The sequence below is a fragment of the Mycobacterium sp. PTI7 genome (assembly GCF_056679845.1).
In genome coordinates this window covers 4,629,971-4,645,229 of the sequence record NZ_CM155252.1, presented here as the reverse complement: position 1 = coordinate 4,645,229, position 15,259 = coordinate 4,629,971, and the positions used below count along the sequence as shown (strand labels likewise).

Sequence of the window (15,259 nt, the reverse complement as noted above, 5' to 3'; positions counted from 1 at the left end):
TCTGACGTGCGCCGACGTAGCTCGGGACGGGACCCCTGCGGACGGGATGGCGTGCGGTGCGAGCGTCGTCCAGCGACCCCACAGCAACCGACCGTAGCGTCCCGCGGTGCGGCCAGACGAGCACGACGTGTCGGCCCTCGACCCAGGAGGAAGCCGATGAACCCCGAGCAGAAGCGCGCCCTGATCCTCGACGTGGTGATCCTCCTGCCCGCGGACGTGCGGCAGCGCGCCATCGAGTGCAGCTCTGCGCTCGCGACGCTGATGGACGATGACGGCGCCCGGGCGTGCTTCCGACTGGGGGCAGGCTTTCCCGGCGAGACCGAGGGCAGCTGTGAGCCGCACGTCTCGCTGTTCATGCTGACGGTCGACGAGGACGAGATCGACCAGGTGCGAACGGCACTCGACGACGTCGTCCCCGCCCTCGCGGCGTTCGCCGCCGAGGCCACCGAATATCGGTTCAACCGCGAAGGTGCACCCGAACTCTTCTACCGGCGCAGCGACCCGTGGCGACGAACGCAGGCGGCGGTGATCGGAGCAGTGGAGCCGTTGCGGCGGGGTCGGCTTCGCGATCACGGTCCCGGCGGCGAGGTCCTGGCCGACGTGGTGGCCGACGGCCGAGCGGACGACCCCGCGCTCGTCGGCCAACTCCTTCGCTACGGGTACGACGCGGTCTCCGACGACCATGACGACCGCTTCGACCCGCACGTCACGCTGACCTGGCCGCGTGACGAGGTCTTCCGCGTCGACCTCTCCGCACTGCCGCGACCGTCGGCGTTCGACGGGACGGTCGGCGAGATCGGGCTGTACGAGATGAGTCCGAACGGGACCTGCACCCGATGCCGAGGAACGTGGGCACTCGGTGCCCACGCCGCCGCCACGTGACCCCGCCGTGGCCGGAGATCCTGTCTCTGACGCTGCTGGCCGCCGTCCTGATCTTCGCGATGGTCCAGCCGCGCGGCCTGCCCGAGGCGACGCTGGCGGTACCCGCCGCGGCCGCGCTGTTGCTGACCGGTGCGATCTCGTGGGCCGAGGCGGAACACGAGGTCCTGCTGCTGGCACCGACCGTGGGATTCCTCGCCGCCATCCTGGTGCTCGCGCGACTGGCCGACGTCCTCGGCGTATTTCATTGGCTGGGAACGGTTCTCGGCCGTTCGTCGCGGCACCGACCGCAGCGGCTGCTCGCCCTGGTGTTCGTCGCGGCGTCGGTGACCACCGCGGTGCTCAGCCTGGATGCCACCGTGGTGCTCCTGACGCCGGTGGTGATCGGATCCGCGCGGCTCGCCGGCGTGCGGTCCGGTCCGCACGTGTACGCGTGCGCCCACCTGTCGAACACGGCATCCACCCTGCTGCCGGTCTCGAATCTCACCAACCTGTTGGCGTTCTCGGCGTGCGGGCTGTCGTTCGCATCGTTCGCCTCGGTGATGGCCCTGCCGTGGCTGGTGTCGATCCTGATCGAGTACGGCATCTTCCGGTTGTTCTTCCGGCGCGACCTGGCCGGGTCCGAACCGCTGCCCGAGGACGAGGACGAGGGTGCGGTGCCCGACGCCCCACTGTTCGCGTTCGCCGTCATCGGCGCCACTCTGGTCGGATTCGGGGTGTCGGGATGGCTGGGCGTCGAGCCTGTGTGGATCGCCGTCGCCGGGGCAGCGGTACTGGCCGTCCCGGCACTCGCGGGCCGGTCGATCACGCCGCGGGCGATCGTCGGGTCGGCGTCAGCGCTGTTCTGCGTCTTCGTGCTGGCGCTGAGCGTCGTGGTCGCGGCCGTCAGCACGAACGGCCTCGGCGACGCCATCGAGGCGGTGGTCCCCGCGTCGACGTCACTGCTCGGGCTCGTCGCGATGGCAGCACTGGCCGCCGTGCTGGCCAACGTGGTGAACAACCTGCCCGCGACGCTGATCCTGCTGGCCGCGGTCGGCACCACGGCGCCGCCCGGCCTGATCCTCGCGATGCTGCTGGGCGTCAACATCGGCCCCAACCTGACCTACGTCGGATCGCTGGCGACGCTGCTGTGGCGCCGCGTCCTGAACGCGAGCGGCCAACCGCCGCACCTCGGCCGGTTCACGGCACTCGGGGCGGTCACGGTGCCGATCGGCCTGCTCGGTGCGGTCGGCGCACTGTGGCTGGGCCTGCGGGTCGGACTGGGCCAGAACTGATTCCGGCCCAATCCGTCCCGGCTACGAGCCCGCCAGCCGCTTGTTGACCAGGCGCGTGATCCACGCCGGGGAGAACCGGGCGCCGACCGCGAGGGCCTTGGCCTGCCTGCCCACCGGGAAGTGCACCTGGTGGACGAGACGGCGCGGTGTCGACGGATCGACGGCCTTCACGATGTCGTCGGCGATGTCCTGTGCGGTGAGCCGGATGCCCAGCGAATCCGTGGTGCCGGTCTTCACGTCGGTCGTCATGGCGGTCTGAACGTAGAGCGGCCACATCGCCACCACCCGGATGCCGTACCGCGCCCACTCGAGGTCGAGCGCCTCGGTGACGGCCCGGACGAAGAACTTGGTGGCGCTGTAGTTGGCGAGTTCGGCCTGGCCGTAGATCGCCGACGCCGACGCCATGTTGACGACGGTGGAGTTGGGCGTGGACTTGAGATACGGGAACGCCGCGTGCAGACCGTTCACGACGCCCTTGGCGTTGATGTCGATCTCGCGGTGGTGCCGGGCCACCGGGATCTCCTCGAACCGTCCGGCGATCAAGATTCCCGCGTTGTTGATCATGACGTCGAGCCGGCCGCCCGTCGTCGCGACGAATGCTTCGACGGCCGAGGCCATCTCGTCGGCGTCGGTCACGTCGAGCCGCCCGGTGACGATCGTGGCCCCGAGCGACTCGACCTCGTCGGTCAGGGACTTCAACCCCACCTCGTCGAGGTCATAGGCCCCGATGGCATATCCGCGCTTGGCGAAGGACAGTGCTGTGGCGCGTCCGATACCGGCGGCTGCGCCGGTGATGAAGACCGATTTTCCCTGAGTCATGACCCCATCTTGTCGCACGGCCGCGACGGTCAGTCGGCCACGCTCTCGGATGCGTCCGGAGTGCGGGTGTCGACGACGCGCTGGGCCACGTCGGCGAGCGTGATCCCGGCCTCCTGCGACAGCCGGCGCAGTATCTCGAACGCGCGCACGTCGTCGACCCCGTAGCGCTCCATGACGATGCCCTTGGCCTGTCCGATGCGATCGCGCAGGCTCAGCGGCGAGTGCACCGTCGCACCCCACCTGCTGGCCGTGATGGCCGCCGCCGCGTGCGCCGCGAGGATCTCTCCGATCGTCTCGGCGCGGTCGTCCCACACGTCGGGCCGATGGCCGAAGACGTTCATCGTGGCCGCGATCCGGCCCTCGCCGTACAGCTTGAACGACAGGCAGCTGCGTACCCCGAGTTCGACTGCTGCCGGGGCATATTCGCGCCAGCGGGTCTCCGAGCGGAAGTCGTCGGCGCGCACCGTGGTGGCCGTGAAGGCGGCGTCCGAGCACGGCCCCTCCCCGAACCTGCGCTGCAGCTCGTCGAGCCGGGCCGAGAGGTCCGACGTCGCGCCCACCGAGACGACGTGATCATCCCGGATCAGCATGATGTCGGCGTGGTCGGCGCCGTCGATGAGTTCGACGGCGGACGCGCACACCTCGGCGAACACGTTCTCGACGGGCTCGTGCACGGGCGCTGCCTCGGCGAGGTGTGCCAGCCGGTTCACCAACCGCGGTCCCACCAGGTCGTCGGTGATCATGGTCGAGTCGTCTCCCTTCGCGCGGCGGCCAGATGTTCTCGGACCCACCACCTGTCGTCCCGAGTCGTCGAGTACCAGCCAGCCCTGGGCGGCGAGCCGTGCACTGACGCGTGCGCAGTCGTCCGTCGGCGCCCGGTCCCGTACCAGGGTCGCCACCGCGGCCCGGACGTCGGCGGCCAGAATCGGCGGTGCCGCCTTCGCGAGCACGTCCGCGACGAGGTCCACCTCGTCGGCGCAGAGCCGCCGCGGACACAGCGCGAGAAGCGGCACGTGACCGGTCCGCGGCGCCACCTCGGGATAGCCGGTGCGCACGAAGGCGACCAGCCGAGACATCACCGAGGGGCTCGTCATGGGGACGTGCTGTTCCCGGACGGATCTCGGTCAAACCGCCTGTTTGGCGTCAGGGCCGGCACACGTGTGTCGAGCGTGAATCTGGCGACGTCTGCCGGGCTCGAACCGTCGCCACGTTCACACTCGCGGTGACGACGTCAACTATCGCCGCGGCGGCCGCGGGCCGGGGCGCGTCGGCGGGGGCAGCGTGGCCCGGGGGCGGAACGGGCGGGTGGGAGGTTCGGCCTGCGCGACGGGTGCCTGCGCGCGCATCCGCGTGGTCTGCGGCTCGGCCGGCGGCGGGGGCGGTGCACCCAGCTTCATCGGCCGGGTCTCGTTGTCGGATGCCCCCTGCTCGAGGAGGACGCCGCGGGCGATGCGGTCGAGCGCGCCCTGCACCTGCATCCGGTCGGGCCGGCCGGCGAAGTCGTCGGACTGCGCCAGGGTCTCGGTGATCCAGCTCGAGATCACGTCGCGGGCCGTGTTGACCTCCGCGGCACCTGCGGGGGTGAGCGTGAACAGGTTGCCCAGCCGTGTCGCGTAGCCCGTGGACACCAGGCGGTCGAACGTCGGTTCCAGGATCTGGCGCGGCACGCGGCGCTCCTCGGCGATGGCGAGCAGGTTGGCGTTGCCCGCCGCCGCGGCATGGCGGTACACCTGGATGAGCGCCCACAGCCGCGCCGTGTCCAGGCGGCTGCGCGACGAGTGCGACACCGATTCCAGGTCGATCCCGTGGGTGCGCTGCAGCAGCCGTCCGATCGACACCTCGAGCAGTTTCTCCGGCGGCTCCGTGGTGGGCATGCCGAAGCCCTCGCCGAGGTCGGTGCTGCCGCTGGCCGCGGCGTCACGCAGCGGGACCTGCTTGAGGAACAGTGCGAGGACGAAGCCGACGACGGCGATCGGTGCGGCGAACAGGAACACCTGGCTCAGCGAATCGGCGTAGGCGCCGACGATCGGCGCCGCGATCTGCTCGGGCAGGCGGTGCAGCGCCTGCGGTGACGTCGCGGCCTCCGGTGGCGCGCCGCTGCCCGCCATCGCCGCCGGCAGCCGGTCCTCGAGGAAGTTCGAGAACAGCGAGCCGAAGATCGCGGCGCCGAACGAGCTGCCGATGGTCCGGAAGAACGTGACGCCCGACGTCGCGACGCCCAGGTCGGTGAAGTCGACGGTGTTCTGCACCACCAGGATCAGCACCTGCATGCTCAACCCGATGCCCGCGCCCAGCACCAGCAGGTAGAGCGACTGCACCAGCAGCGACGTGCCGGGGCCCATCGTCGACAGCAGCACGAACCCCAGCGCCATGATCGCCGTGCCGGCGACGGGGAAGATCTTGTACCGCCCGGTGCGGCCCACGATCACGCCGCTGCCCAGCGAGGTGACCAGCAGGCCGAGGACCATCGGCAGCGTGCGGAGTCCCGAGGCGGTGGCGGAGACGCCGTCGACGAACTGCATGTAGGTCGGCAGGAACGTCAGCGCGCCGAGCATCGCGAAGCCGACCACGAACGACAGCACGCAGCACACCGTGAACACGGGGTTCCCGAACAGCCGCATCGGCAGGATCGGTTCGGTGGCGCGCCGCTCCGCGACGACGAATGCGACCAGGGCGGCCGTCGAGCCGACGAACAGCGCGATTATGGTCGCCGATCCCCACGGGTAGGTGGTGCCACCCCAGCTGGTGGCCAGTGTCAGGCCTGCCGCGCCGAGTCCGATCAGGACGATGCCCGCGTAGTCGAGGACCGGGCGTGCGGTGCTGGCGAGCTTCGGCATGGCGGCGCCGACGATCGCGAGGACGATCAGCCCGATGGGCACGTTGATCCAAAACGCCCACCGCCACGTCAGGTGGTCGGTGAACAGCCCGCCGAGGAGCGGTCCGATGACGGTGGTCACGCCGAACACCGCGCCCAACGCGCCCTGGTAGCGGCCGCGTTCGCGCAGCGGGATCACCTCGCCGATCACCGCGACCGCGGTCACCGTGATGGCACCACCGCCGAGGCCCTGCAGCGCGCGCGCCGCGACCAGCATCCCCATCGAACCGGCCAGGGCGCACAGCACCGAGCCGCCGAGGAACAGCACGATCGCGACTTGGAAGATGCGCTTGCGGCCGAAGATGTCGCCGAGCTTGCCGACGACCGCGGTGACGATCGTCGACGCGAGCAGATAGCTGGTGACCACCCACGCCTGGTGGCCGGCGCCGCCAAGATCGGCGACGACGGTGGGCAGTGCGGTGGCGACGATGGTCTGGTCGAGGGCGGCCAGCAGCATGGCGAGCACGACGGCCAGGAAGATGAAGTTGCGCTGCCGGAGGTCCAGCGATTCGGGCACCGACGCCGACGGCGCGGCCGCTGCTCCAGGTTGACCCGTCATTGACACCGCGAGGGCTTACCCACGCGAGCCCCCGCTGACACGGGAACGTCGCGATCGTCACCGCGTCGTGTCGGGACCCTTCTTACTCAATGAGCGCGCTCGGCGGGCGGACGACCGTCTCCTGGCCCATGAACGGCGCGCTCTGGCCGGCCATCGCGACGACGGCGACGAGGCGGCCGACGGCGTCGGCCCGCTCGGACGCGTGCGACAGCCACGCGACGAGCACCCCGAGGAGCGCGACGACGAAAATTCCGGTCAGGAGGGCCATGGAACGAGCCTGCCGCCGGGCGGTGCCGGTCGCCACGGGCTGCACGGTCACGCGTGCACGAGATGCCGCCAGAGCGACGGAACGCTAGCCGTGCTAAACAGTTGGCATGACGCAGCGGCGTGCCATGTCGGCCGACACCCTGGTGATCGCCCTGCTGGTCGGGTCCGCGTTCGTCATGATCCTCAACGAGACGATCATGAGCGTCGCGCTGCCCGCCCTGATCGTGGATCTCGACGTCACGGCAGCCACCGCGCAGTGGCTCACCAGCGGCTTCCTGCTGACCATGGCCGTGGTGATCCCGATGACGGGGGCGCTGCTGCAGCGCTTTCCGGCGCGCGCGATCTACCTGGGATCGATGCTGCTGTTCTGCACCGGCACGCTGCTCGCGGCGCTGGCACCGGGCTTCGCCGTGCTGCTCGCGGCGCGCGTGGTGCAGGCCTGCGGCACGGCCGTGATGGTGCCGCTGCTGATGACGACGATCATGACCCTGGTGCCGGTGGAGCGCCGAGGCCAGACGATGGGCACGATCTCGATCGTCATCGCCGTCGCGCCCGCCGTGGGCCCGACGCTGTCGGGTCTGATCCTGGGTTCGCTCGGCTGGCGATGGATGTTCTGGATCGTGCTGCCCATCGCCCTCGTCGCCCTCGCCTTCGGCGCCCGCTACCTGCGCGTCGCCGCCGAGCAGCGCCGGGTGACGCCGGTGGACGCGCTGTCGGTGCCGCTGTCCGCGATGGCGTTCGCCGGACTGGTCCTCGGGTTGTCGCTGTTCGGCCAGTCCGCCACCGGGCACGCCGGCATCCCGGCGTGGCTGCCGCTGCTGATCGGCGCCGTCGCGATGGTGTGGTTCGTCCTGCGCCAGCTCCGGTTGCAGCGTCGCGACGGCGCGCTACTGGACCTGCGGCCGTTCACCTACGGCAGGTTCTCCGTGTCGCTGGCGCTGGTGGTCCTCGGGTTCATGGCGCTGTTCGGCGCCATCATCATGCTGCCGCTCTACGTCCAGGACGTGCTGGGCCGCAGCGCGCTGATCGCGGGTCTGATCGGCCTGCCCGGCGGCCTGCTGATGGGTCTGGCCGGTCCGTTCGTCGGCCGCGCCTACGACCGGCACGGCGCCCGGGTGCTCGTCGTCCCCGGCACGGTGCTGCTGTGCGGCGCGCTGTGGGGTTTCGCGACGTTGGCCGTCGCCTCGCCGCTGTGGGAGGTGATCGCCCTGCAGACCGTGATGATGCTCGGCCTGTCGATGATGTTCACGCCGTTGATGACCGACGCGCTCGGCGTCCTGCCCGAGACGCTGTACTCGCACGGCAGCGCCATCCTGACCACGCTGCAGCAGGTGGCCGGAGCGGCGGGGACCGCGCTGTTCATCACCGTGATGACGACGAACTCAGTGTCCGGCGGTGCGCCCGATCTGCCCGGGGTGCGGGCGGCGTTCACCGTCGCCGCGGTGATCGCGGTGGTGGCCGTGGGTGCGGCGTTCTTCACCGGCAGGAAGCCGGCTCCAGCCGACGCCGTCGCGGTGCACTGACGTCGGTCAGTACGAGACTGCGGTGCGCGGGTGGGCGCAGCTGACCAGCGCGGGCTCGGCGACCTTCTTGGGAGCGCGCCGCTTCTGCGGGCGGGCCGCGCGTGCGATGCGGCGCTCGAGGGCACGCGCGTCACGGTTGCTCAGTGCACGGTTCTTGCGGGCCAGGAGGTCGAGCTGCTCCCAGCTCAGGCCGTCGAGGTCGCCGTCGGCGTCGTGGGTCGCGATGACGACGGCACCGTGCAGCAGTGGCACGTTGCGTGCGGTGAACGGCGTCGTGGCCAGGAGGAGTTCGGTGGCGCTCTGGTTGACCCGGCGCTGGCATCCCGGTGTGACGGGGCTGAACCAGAAGTCGAACTGGCGATCGGCGCTGGTCAGCGACTCGAGGCCCTGGTCGGTGACGAGCTGGTCGATGTCAGCCTTGCTGAAGGCGCGGGTCTCGTGGATGGCGCCGTTGGCGCTGCAGTAGAGGACGGTGTTCATGTCGATGATCCATTCACTTCTTTCTCGGCGGGCGGGGGACCGGACCATGGCCCGGGCTGTTACTGGAGTTACCCATGTGATATTTGGGACAAACTTTGATAACGGAATAGGAACGGAAAAATTCCCCGGCGCACGCGAAGTCTCCGCACGCGGCGTCGCCGAACGTGCGGTGATGGCGGGATTCGGGCGGTGATGTCAAGCGGTTAGTGCATCTGGGTTATGCCGCTGCGTCGAGGAGTGCGGCGAGTCGGGCGGCTGGTGTGTCGAGGTTCAGGGTGGGTCTGGGTCGTGTGTTGAGGGTGTCTTGGATCCGTTTGAGGTCGGCCTTGGTGTGCACGCGCAGGTCTGTGCCCTTCTCGAACCAAAACCGGAGGAGTCGGTTGGTGTTCTCGTTGCTGCCGCGTTGCCAGGGCGAATGCGGGTCGCAGAAGTAGACCGGAGCCTGCAACTGCAGATTGATGTCGCGCCAGTTCGCCATCTCCTTGCCGCGGTCCCAGGTGATGGTGCGCCGTAGATGCGCTGGTAGTTCGCTCATCGCCGCGATCATCGCGGTGGCCACCGAGTCGGCGGTGTGATCGACCGGTAGATGCAGCAGGATGGTGAACCGGGTGCTGCGCTCGACCAGGGTGCCGATCGCCGAGCCGCTGCGGGCGCCGATGATCAGATCACCCTCCCAATGACCGGGTACGGCGCGGTCGGCGGCCTCGGCGGGTCGGTCCCGGATGGTGAACACGTCGCCGAACTTGCCGCGCCGTTCGGCCTGCCCCCGGGTCCTTCGTGCCGTGCGTTTGGTCGACAGACACTTGTGCAGGTCGGCGCGCAAACGGCCACGGGTCTGCACGTAGAGGCACTGGTAGATGGTTTCGTGGCTCACCCTGGCCAGCCTGTCATCGGGGTGATCGCGCGCCAACATCTCGGCGATCAGCCGTGGACTCCACCCGATGTCCATCCAGGCAGTGATCCGATCACAGAGCCGGTGGTCGTCGAGTTTGAAGGCCTTGGGCCGCTTGCCGTTCTGCGTGGCCCGCGCGTGAGCCAAACGGGCGTGGTAGTCCCCATCGGGGTTGCGGTTTCGTGCGATCTCCCGACTGATGACTGATCGATCGCGATTGAGTTCGCGGGCTATCGCCACCTGCTTGAGGCCCGCATCCAGACCGCGCATGATGACGACGCGTTCGTCGAAACTGATCCGATGCCCGCGCCCGCCCGGCCGATCCAGATCGCCAGGATCGACCAGCCCCAATGCACCCTTGCCGCTGCGCAACTGCATTGCTCCAGCGTCGCGCCACCACAGGCCGGCCGATGTCGAGGACACACCCATCTCCCGGGCCGCCTGCCTCAACCCGGTCCCCAGACAGATCCGGTCGAGCAGTTCCCGACGCACCAACACGCAATGGCGGTGACCACTCGGCATGACAACCTCCCAAATCAATGGATGTTGTCTTGACCGTATGAATCTGCCGGCCGTTTCGCCGCCGTACTCGCACGTACGGCGGCGGGCCTACGCTAGTCGGTCGTGCGGAAGGCGGCGGCGATCTCGGCGACCCGCGGATCGTCGCGCAACTGCTCCAGCGTCATAGGCAGGGGGAGCCGCCAGTTCGGGTACTCGTCGACGGTGCCCGGCAGGTTCGGCTGGCGGGGTTCGGCGATCACGTCGTACGGCGAGACGAGCTTCAGCCGGCTCGGGGTCGACGCCAGGAAGCGGTGCATCGCCATGATGACCGCGGCCTCGTCGGACGCGTCGTCGGCGAGCAGTCCCTCCGAGCGCAGCAGCGCCAGCCACTCGTCGCGTTCGCGGGCGGCGTTGGCCTCCTCGGCGGGGACGTCGTCGAGCAGTCCGAGGTCGGCGCGGGCACGCACGTGCTCGCCGCGCAGGAAGCCCGCGGCGGTCGGCAGGTCGTGGGTGGACAGGCTGGCCGCGGCGCGCGACGGCCACTGCGCCGAGGGGAGCAGCGGCTCGTCGGGGTCGGACTGATCGCGGGTGAACCATGACACCGCACACCCCAGCATCTCGTTGTCCGCCAACGCCTCCGTGACCTCCGGCTCGACGGTGCCCAGGTCCTCGCCCACCACGGTGGCCCCCGCGCGGTGCGCCTCCAGCGCCAGCACGGCGAGCATCACCTCGGCGTCGTAGTACACGTAGGTCCCGCGGCCGGGACCGTCGCCCGGCGGGATCCACCACAGCCGCCAGAGACCGGCGACGTGATCGATTCGCAGACCGTCGGCGTGCGCCAGCACCGCCCGCAGCATGTCCCGCAGCGCGGCATAGCCGGTGGCGGCCAGGCGATCCGGTCGCCACGGCGGCAGTCCCCAGTCCTGACCACGCGGCGTGAAGTTGTCCGGCGGCGCGCCGATGCTCACGCCGGTGGCGAGCACGTCGGCCAGGGCCCAGGAGTCCGCGCCGTCGGCGTCGACGCCCACCGCGAGGTCGTGCAGTACCCCCAGCGACATCCCCGCCCGGTGCGCCGCGTCGCGCACGCCGATCAACTGCTCGGCGCACTGCTCCTGCACCCAGGCGTGAAATGCCACGCGGGAAGCCAGTTCTCGGCGGGCATCTGCGACGGCTGCGCCTCCGACGTCGCGCAGATCCTCCGGCCACGTCGACCAGCGACCGCCGTGGCGCTCCGCGAGTGCGCAGTACGTGGCCCAGTCCCGCAGGCCGTCCGACGCGTCGGGTAGTGGGTCCGGACGCCCCTCGGCGCGCCAGAGCAGTTCCAGCGCATCGCGTTTGGCCGCCCACACCAGATCGTGCTCGATGCGCTCGGTGGTCGCCGAGACGCGGAGCGCGTCGACCTCGGCGCGGGTGTCCGCGTCGGCGCGACCGTAGGCGTCCAGGTCCTCGATGCGCAGCGCCAGCGGGTTGGCGAACCGTCGGCTGGACGGCGTGTACGGCGACGGCTGTACGGGATGCGTCGGGCCCGGGGCATGCAGCGGGTTGAGCAGGACCGCGCCGGCGCCGTGGGCCGCGGCGGTCCAGTCGACGAACTCGCGGAGGTCGCCGAGATCGCCGATGCCCCACGACCGCGCCGATCGCAGCGCGTACAGCTGCAGCATCCAGCCCCACGTCGCGGGCGCCGACGGCACCGTCGGCGGCGCCGCCACCAGGGTGGACGTCCGGCCGTCGCGGGTGTGCAGTCGGTACCACCCGGGTTCGAGGTCACCCGGGATCTCGTCACTCACGTCGACCCGTGACCCGTCCTCGCCCTCGACGGCTACGGCGCCCGGCATCGCCGTCGGCCGTCCGTCCAGGCGCACCGCGACCGTCGGCGGCAGGACCCCGGCGCGGTCGAGTTCCTCCAGCCGGTCCAGTTCGCGGCGACGGTCGGCCTCGGTGCCGGCGGCGACGTCCATCAAGCCGAGCACGCGGATCACGACGTCGGCGTCGACCTCCACCGGCTCGCGGCGCTCGTTGTTGTAGGAGGTGGCCACCCCGTGGGCGGCGGCCAACCGGCGCAGGTCCTCGGGTACCGGGGTCGGGTTCGTCACCGCCGCGCTATACCCGCGGGAACCGACCTTGAACCGATGCGGCGACGCGGTAGGATAACCGTTGACTTATATAAGTGGCTGCTCATACGATGGCAGGGTGCACGCGTTCGACGTCCTGGGCGATCCGGTCCGGCGTCGCATCCTCGAACTCCTCGCCGACGGGGAGATGCCTGCGGGTGCCATCGCCGACGCCATCCACCGGGACTTCGACATCAGTCAGCCGGCCGTGTCGCAGCACCTGAAGGTGCTGCGCGACAACGGGTTCACGTCGGTTCGTCCCGACGGGCCCCGCAGACTCTATGCGGTGGACGGCACCGCCCTGCGGGACGTCGACGAATGGCTCGACGGGTTCCGCCGGTTCTGGGCTCCGCGGCTGGACGCGCTCGGCACCGAGATCGCCCGAGGGCGACGCCGACGACGAGAGGAAGAGACATGACCGAGATCGACGTCCGACATCAGATCGACGCCGTCAGCCGACGGGTGGCACACCGCGCCCTCGAGACCGGCCCCGCGCACGTGGTCACCATCGGCCAGTCCTACGACACCGACGTAGACGACCTGTGGGACGCCGTGACCAACGTCGAACGGATTCCGCGTTGGTTGATGCCCGTCACGGGCAACCTGGAGGTCGGCGGGACCTATCAGCTCGAGGGCCATGCCCACGGCACGATCCTGACCTGCGACCCGCCCACCGCGTTCACCGCGACGTGGGAGTACGGCGACGACGTCAGCTGGATCGCGGTGACCACGAGCGCGGATGGACCGGACCGCTCACACCTGACGATCGAGCACGTCGTGGACGCCGACGACGACAACTGGCGCTCGTTCGGGCCGGGTGCACTAGGCATCGGATGGGACTCGATGGTGCTCGGGTTGTCGATACACCTGTCGACCGGCGAGTCCATCGATCCGTCGTTCGGCCCCGAGTGGACCGCCACCGACGAGGGCCGGCTCTTCCTGACCCTCTCCGGGGAGGGCTGGCACGCCGCGAACACGGCCGCGGGCGTGGACGCTTCGACGGCTCGCGAGCTGACCGACCGATGCCTCGGGGCCTACCTCGGCGAGGGCTGACGGGCGCTCCATCACGCGACTCTCGACGCAGGGAGACCCCTCAACGCACGCGGCGCGCCACGTCCGAGTGGACGTGACGCGCCGCGTGTGTCGTTACGTGCTGGGTCTAGCCAGTGCCGACGCAGACGCCGCCGGCGCATGCGCTCGCACCGCCGGGGCCCGCACCCGCGCCCGCTCCGGGCACGCCCGCGGAGGCTCCACCCGGTCCGGCACCTGCGCCGCCACCGGGGACGACCGCGCTCGCGCCGCCGGGGCCTGCGCCCGCTCCGGCACCCGGAACGCTGGCGGACGCGCCGCCTTCGCCCGCTCCGGCTCCGGTGCCACCGGGCACCTCTGCGGTGGCGCCACCTTCACCGGCACCCGCGCCGGGCGCGCCCGTGCCGCTGGGTGCGCCGCCCGCGCCGGACGGTGCGGTGGTGGTCATGGCGGGGGCGGACGTCGTGGTCGCCGTCGTCGTCGCGCTCGAGGTGCTCGACGACGTGCTCGACTCCTCGGTGCTGTCCGATCCGCCGCAAGCCACGGTCATGGTGCTCACGGCGAACGCGGCGGCAATCGCCGCGGTGACGGAGAGTCGGCGGGAAATCCGGGTCTGGGTCATGTCAGCGCTCGTCTTCTATGCGTAGGTTCCGTGCGTTGGGGGTGTTCCCCGAACGGAGTTACCCATCGAGGGCCGGTTCTATGCGTCGGGGCGGTCACGAGGTTTGTAGAACGGCCGAGTGGTGAATATCACCGGCCATGGTCGGACTGGGCGATGCCCTCGAGTGGACGAAACACCAGGTCACGTCGCGCGTACCGAAGGCTGACCTGGACCAACGCGATGCGGACTACATCCGAGAGCAGCTCCCCGGGCTGTGGTTGCTGGCGTCGCTGTACTTCCGCGCGGACGTCCGCGGCCTCGACCGGATCCGCAAGGACGGCCCGGTCCTGTTGGTGGGCAACCACAGTGGTGGCAACCTCCCGCCCGACACGTTCGTGTTCACGCTGGCCTTCTGCTCCTACTTCGGCGTCGAGCGGCCGTTCTATCAACTCGCGCACAACCTGGTGGTGTCGATGCCGGGTCTCGGCTCGCTGCGCAAGTTCGGCACCGTCGCCGCCAACCACGACAACGCGGTGATGGCCCTGAAGTCGAATGGTGCGCTGCTGGTCTATCCGGGCGGCGACTACGAGGTGTTCCGACCGTCGTGGAAGCGTCACGAGGTCGACTTCGGGGGCCGCAAGGGTTACGTGAAGCTGGCGCGCGAGGCGGGGGTGCCCATCGTGCCGATCGCCAGCGTCGGCGGTCAGGAGGCGGCGCTGTTCCTGGACCGCGGGCAGTGGCTGGCCAGACTCCTGCGGGTCGACAAGGTGGCGCGGCTCAAGAGCGTGCCCATCCTGCTGGCGCCGCCATGGGGACTCGCCATCAGCGACATGGTGCCGAGACTGCCGCTTCCGACCAAGATCTCGATCGAGGTGCAGGAGCCGATTTCGGTCGACGACGTTCAGGCCGACGGCGACGACGAGATCAACGACCGCGTGCTCGCCAGCCTGCAGTCCGCGGTGGACCGGATGGCCGCGCAGCGACGATTCCCGGTGCTGGGATGAGGCTCGACCGCAAGGTGATCGCCGATGTCCCGCCGCACGCGGTGTGGAAGCACGTGAGCGACCCGAACTGCTATCCCGAGTTCATGGCGCGACTCGAGCGCTGGGAGACCGTCACCGACGGCCCGATGGGAGTGGGCTCCCGCTACACCGTGCACTGGTTGGTCGGGTCGGTCCCGATCGGCGGCGTCGTGGAGATCACCGAGGCCGACGAGGGCCGCGACCTCGCGTGGATCGGGATCACCGGCGTGACGCTGCGCGGGAGGTTCCGGCTGCGGGACCACGGCGACGGCCGCACGAAGGTGACGTTCCGGCTGGCCTACGAGGCGCCGGGCGGCGTGCTGGGCCTGCTCGCCGACTGGGTCGCGGCACGTCAGGTGGGTCGCATCATGGACGAGACGCTCAAGCGGCTGAAGGTGCTCGTCGAGTCCTGACCGGTCACGCCGTT

At 70.2% G+C, this 15,259-nt stretch carries 16 protein-coding genes and 1 pseudogene; 8 read left to right on the top strand and 9 right to left on the bottom strand.

Going from position 1 to position 15,259, the window contains the following annotated elements; all coding sequences use genetic code 11:
• Window positions 1–156 precede the first annotated feature (156 nt).
• Complete coding sequence (locus AC1MEY_RS22430; RefSeq protein WP_480227581.1) at window positions 157–882, top strand: hypothetical protein; 726 nt, start codon at window positions 157–159, stop codon at window positions 880–882.
• On the top strand, window positions 837–2,153 hold the full coding sequence (locus tag AC1MEY_RS22425) for an ArsB/NhaD family transporter (protein ID WP_480227580.1): 1,317 nt from the start codon (window positions 837–839) through the stop codon (window positions 2,151–2,153). Before AC1MEY_RS22430 ends, AC1MEY_RS22425 begins: the two co-directional genes overlap by 46 nt.
• 21 nt (window positions 2,154–2,174) lie before the next feature.
• Here AC1MEY_RS22425 and AC1MEY_RS22420 read toward each other — a convergent pair whose 3' ends face one another.
• The 5 genes and pseudogenes from AC1MEY_RS22420 to AC1MEY_RS22400 all read right to left on the bottom strand — a co-directional run bounded on the left by AC1MEY_RS22420 (window position 2,175) and on the right by AC1MEY_RS22400 (window position 6,725).
• The gene (locus AC1MEY_RS22420) at window positions 2,175–2,972 is read right to left on the bottom strand and encodes an SDR family oxidoreductase (RefSeq protein ID WP_480227579.1); all 798 of its coding nucleotides are present in this window, start codon (window positions 2,970–2,972) and stop codon (window positions 2,175–2,177) included.
• Between the two features lie 29 nt (window positions 2,973–3,001).
• The gene (locus tag AC1MEY_RS22415) at window positions 3,002–3,715 is read right to left on the bottom strand and encodes a GAF and ANTAR domain-containing protein (protein WP_480231621.1); all 714 of its coding nucleotides are present in this window, start codon (window positions 3,713–3,715) and stop codon (window positions 3,002–3,004) included.
• Window positions 3,716–3,847: 132 nt separating this feature from the next.
• A pseudogene (locus tag AC1MEY_RS22410) lies at window positions 3,848–4,048 on the bottom strand (DUF3349 domain-containing protein); the annotation flags it as partial.
• A 159-nt stretch (window positions 4,049–4,207) separates the two neighbouring features.
• Complete coding sequence (locus tag AC1MEY_RS22405) at window positions 4,208–6,406, bottom strand: MDR family MFS transporter (RefSeq protein WP_480227578.1); 2,199 nt, start codon at window positions 6,404–6,406, stop codon at window positions 4,208–4,210.
• 82 nt (window positions 6,407–6,488) lie between these two features.
• Window positions 6,489–6,725, bottom strand: a complete 237-nt coding sequence (locus AC1MEY_RS22400) for a hypothetical protein (protein WP_480227577.1) — start codon at window positions 6,723–6,725, stop codon at window positions 6,489–6,491.
• A gap of 55 nt (window positions 6,726–6,780) precedes the next feature.
• Here AC1MEY_RS22400 and AC1MEY_RS22395 point away from each other — a divergent pair, with 55 nt between their 5' ends.
• Window positions 6,781–8,196: a DHA2 family efflux MFS transporter permease subunit gene (locus tag AC1MEY_RS22395; RefSeq protein WP_480227576.1), complete on the top strand. Its 1,416-nt coding sequence runs from the start codon at window positions 6,781–6,783 to the stop codon at window positions 8,194–8,196.
• 6 nt (window positions 8,197–8,202) lie between these two features.
• Here AC1MEY_RS22395 and AC1MEY_RS22390 read toward each other — a convergent pair whose 3' ends face one another.
• From AC1MEY_RS22390 to malQ, 3 genes are all read right to left on the bottom strand, one after another.
• Entirely contained in the window at window positions 8,203–8,676 is a 474-nt protein-coding gene (locus AC1MEY_RS22390; protein WP_480227575.1) for a hypothetical protein, read from the bottom strand.
• Between the two features lie 217 nt (window positions 8,677–8,893).
• Window positions 8,894–10,090: an IS30 family transposase gene (locus AC1MEY_RS22385; protein WP_480226552.1), complete on the bottom strand. Its 1,197-nt coding sequence runs from the start codon at window positions 10,088–10,090 to the stop codon at window positions 8,894–8,896.
• A 92-nt stretch (window positions 10,091–10,182) separates the two neighbouring features.
• On the bottom strand, window positions 10,183–12,162 hold the full coding sequence (gene malQ, locus AC1MEY_RS22380) for a 4-alpha-glucanotransferase (protein ID WP_480227574.1): 1,980 nt from the start codon (window positions 12,160–12,162) through the stop codon (window positions 10,183–10,185).
• 97 nt (window positions 12,163–12,259) lie between these two features.
• Between malQ and AC1MEY_RS22375 the strand changes: the two genes are divergently transcribed.
• Together AC1MEY_RS22375 and AC1MEY_RS22370 are read left to right on the top strand one after the other, a co-directional pair.
• Entirely contained in the window at window positions 12,260–12,598 is a 339-nt protein-coding gene (locus tag AC1MEY_RS22375) for an ArsR/SmtB family transcription factor (RefSeq protein ID WP_480227573.1), read from the top strand.
• The gene (locus tag AC1MEY_RS22370; protein WP_480227572.1) at window positions 12,595–13,233 is read left to right on the top strand and encodes an SRPBCC domain-containing protein; all 639 of its coding nucleotides are present in this window, start codon (window positions 12,595–12,597) and stop codon (window positions 13,231–13,233) included. The genes AC1MEY_RS22375 and AC1MEY_RS22370 overlap by 4 nt, the downstream gene beginning before the upstream one ends.
• Window positions 13,234–13,339: 106 nt before the next feature.
• On the opposite strand, the gene AC1MEY_RS22365 is transcribed toward AC1MEY_RS22370, so the two are convergent.
• Window positions 13,340–13,657 carry a hypothetical protein gene (locus AC1MEY_RS22365; protein ID WP_480227571.1) on the bottom strand — a complete coding sequence of 106 codons (318 nt, stop codon included), beginning with the start codon at window positions 13,655–13,657 and terminating at the stop codon, window positions 13,340–13,342.
• A 16-nt stretch (window positions 13,658–13,673) separates the two neighbouring features.
• Between AC1MEY_RS22365 and AC1MEY_RS22360 the strand changes: the two genes are divergently transcribed.
• From AC1MEY_RS22360 to AC1MEY_RS22350, 3 genes are all read left to right on the top strand, one after another.
• Window positions 13,674–13,856 carry a hypothetical protein gene (locus tag AC1MEY_RS22360; RefSeq protein ID WP_480227570.1) on the top strand — a complete coding sequence of 61 codons (183 nt, stop codon included), beginning with the start codon at window positions 13,674–13,676 and terminating at the stop codon, window positions 13,854–13,856.
• A 112-nt stretch (window positions 13,857–13,968) separates the two neighbouring features.
• Window positions 13,969–14,814: a lysophospholipid acyltransferase family protein gene (locus AC1MEY_RS22355; protein ID WP_480227569.1), complete on the top strand. Its 846-nt coding sequence runs from the start codon at window positions 13,969–13,971 to the stop codon at window positions 14,812–14,814.
• Window positions 14,811–15,245, top strand: coding sequence for an SRPBCC family protein (locus AC1MEY_RS22350; RefSeq protein WP_480227568.1), 435 nt, complete (start codon window positions 14,811–14,813; stop codon window positions 15,243–15,245). The genes AC1MEY_RS22355 and AC1MEY_RS22350 overlap by 4 nt, the downstream gene beginning before the upstream one ends.
• Window positions 15,246–15,259: the final 14 nt, after the last annotated feature.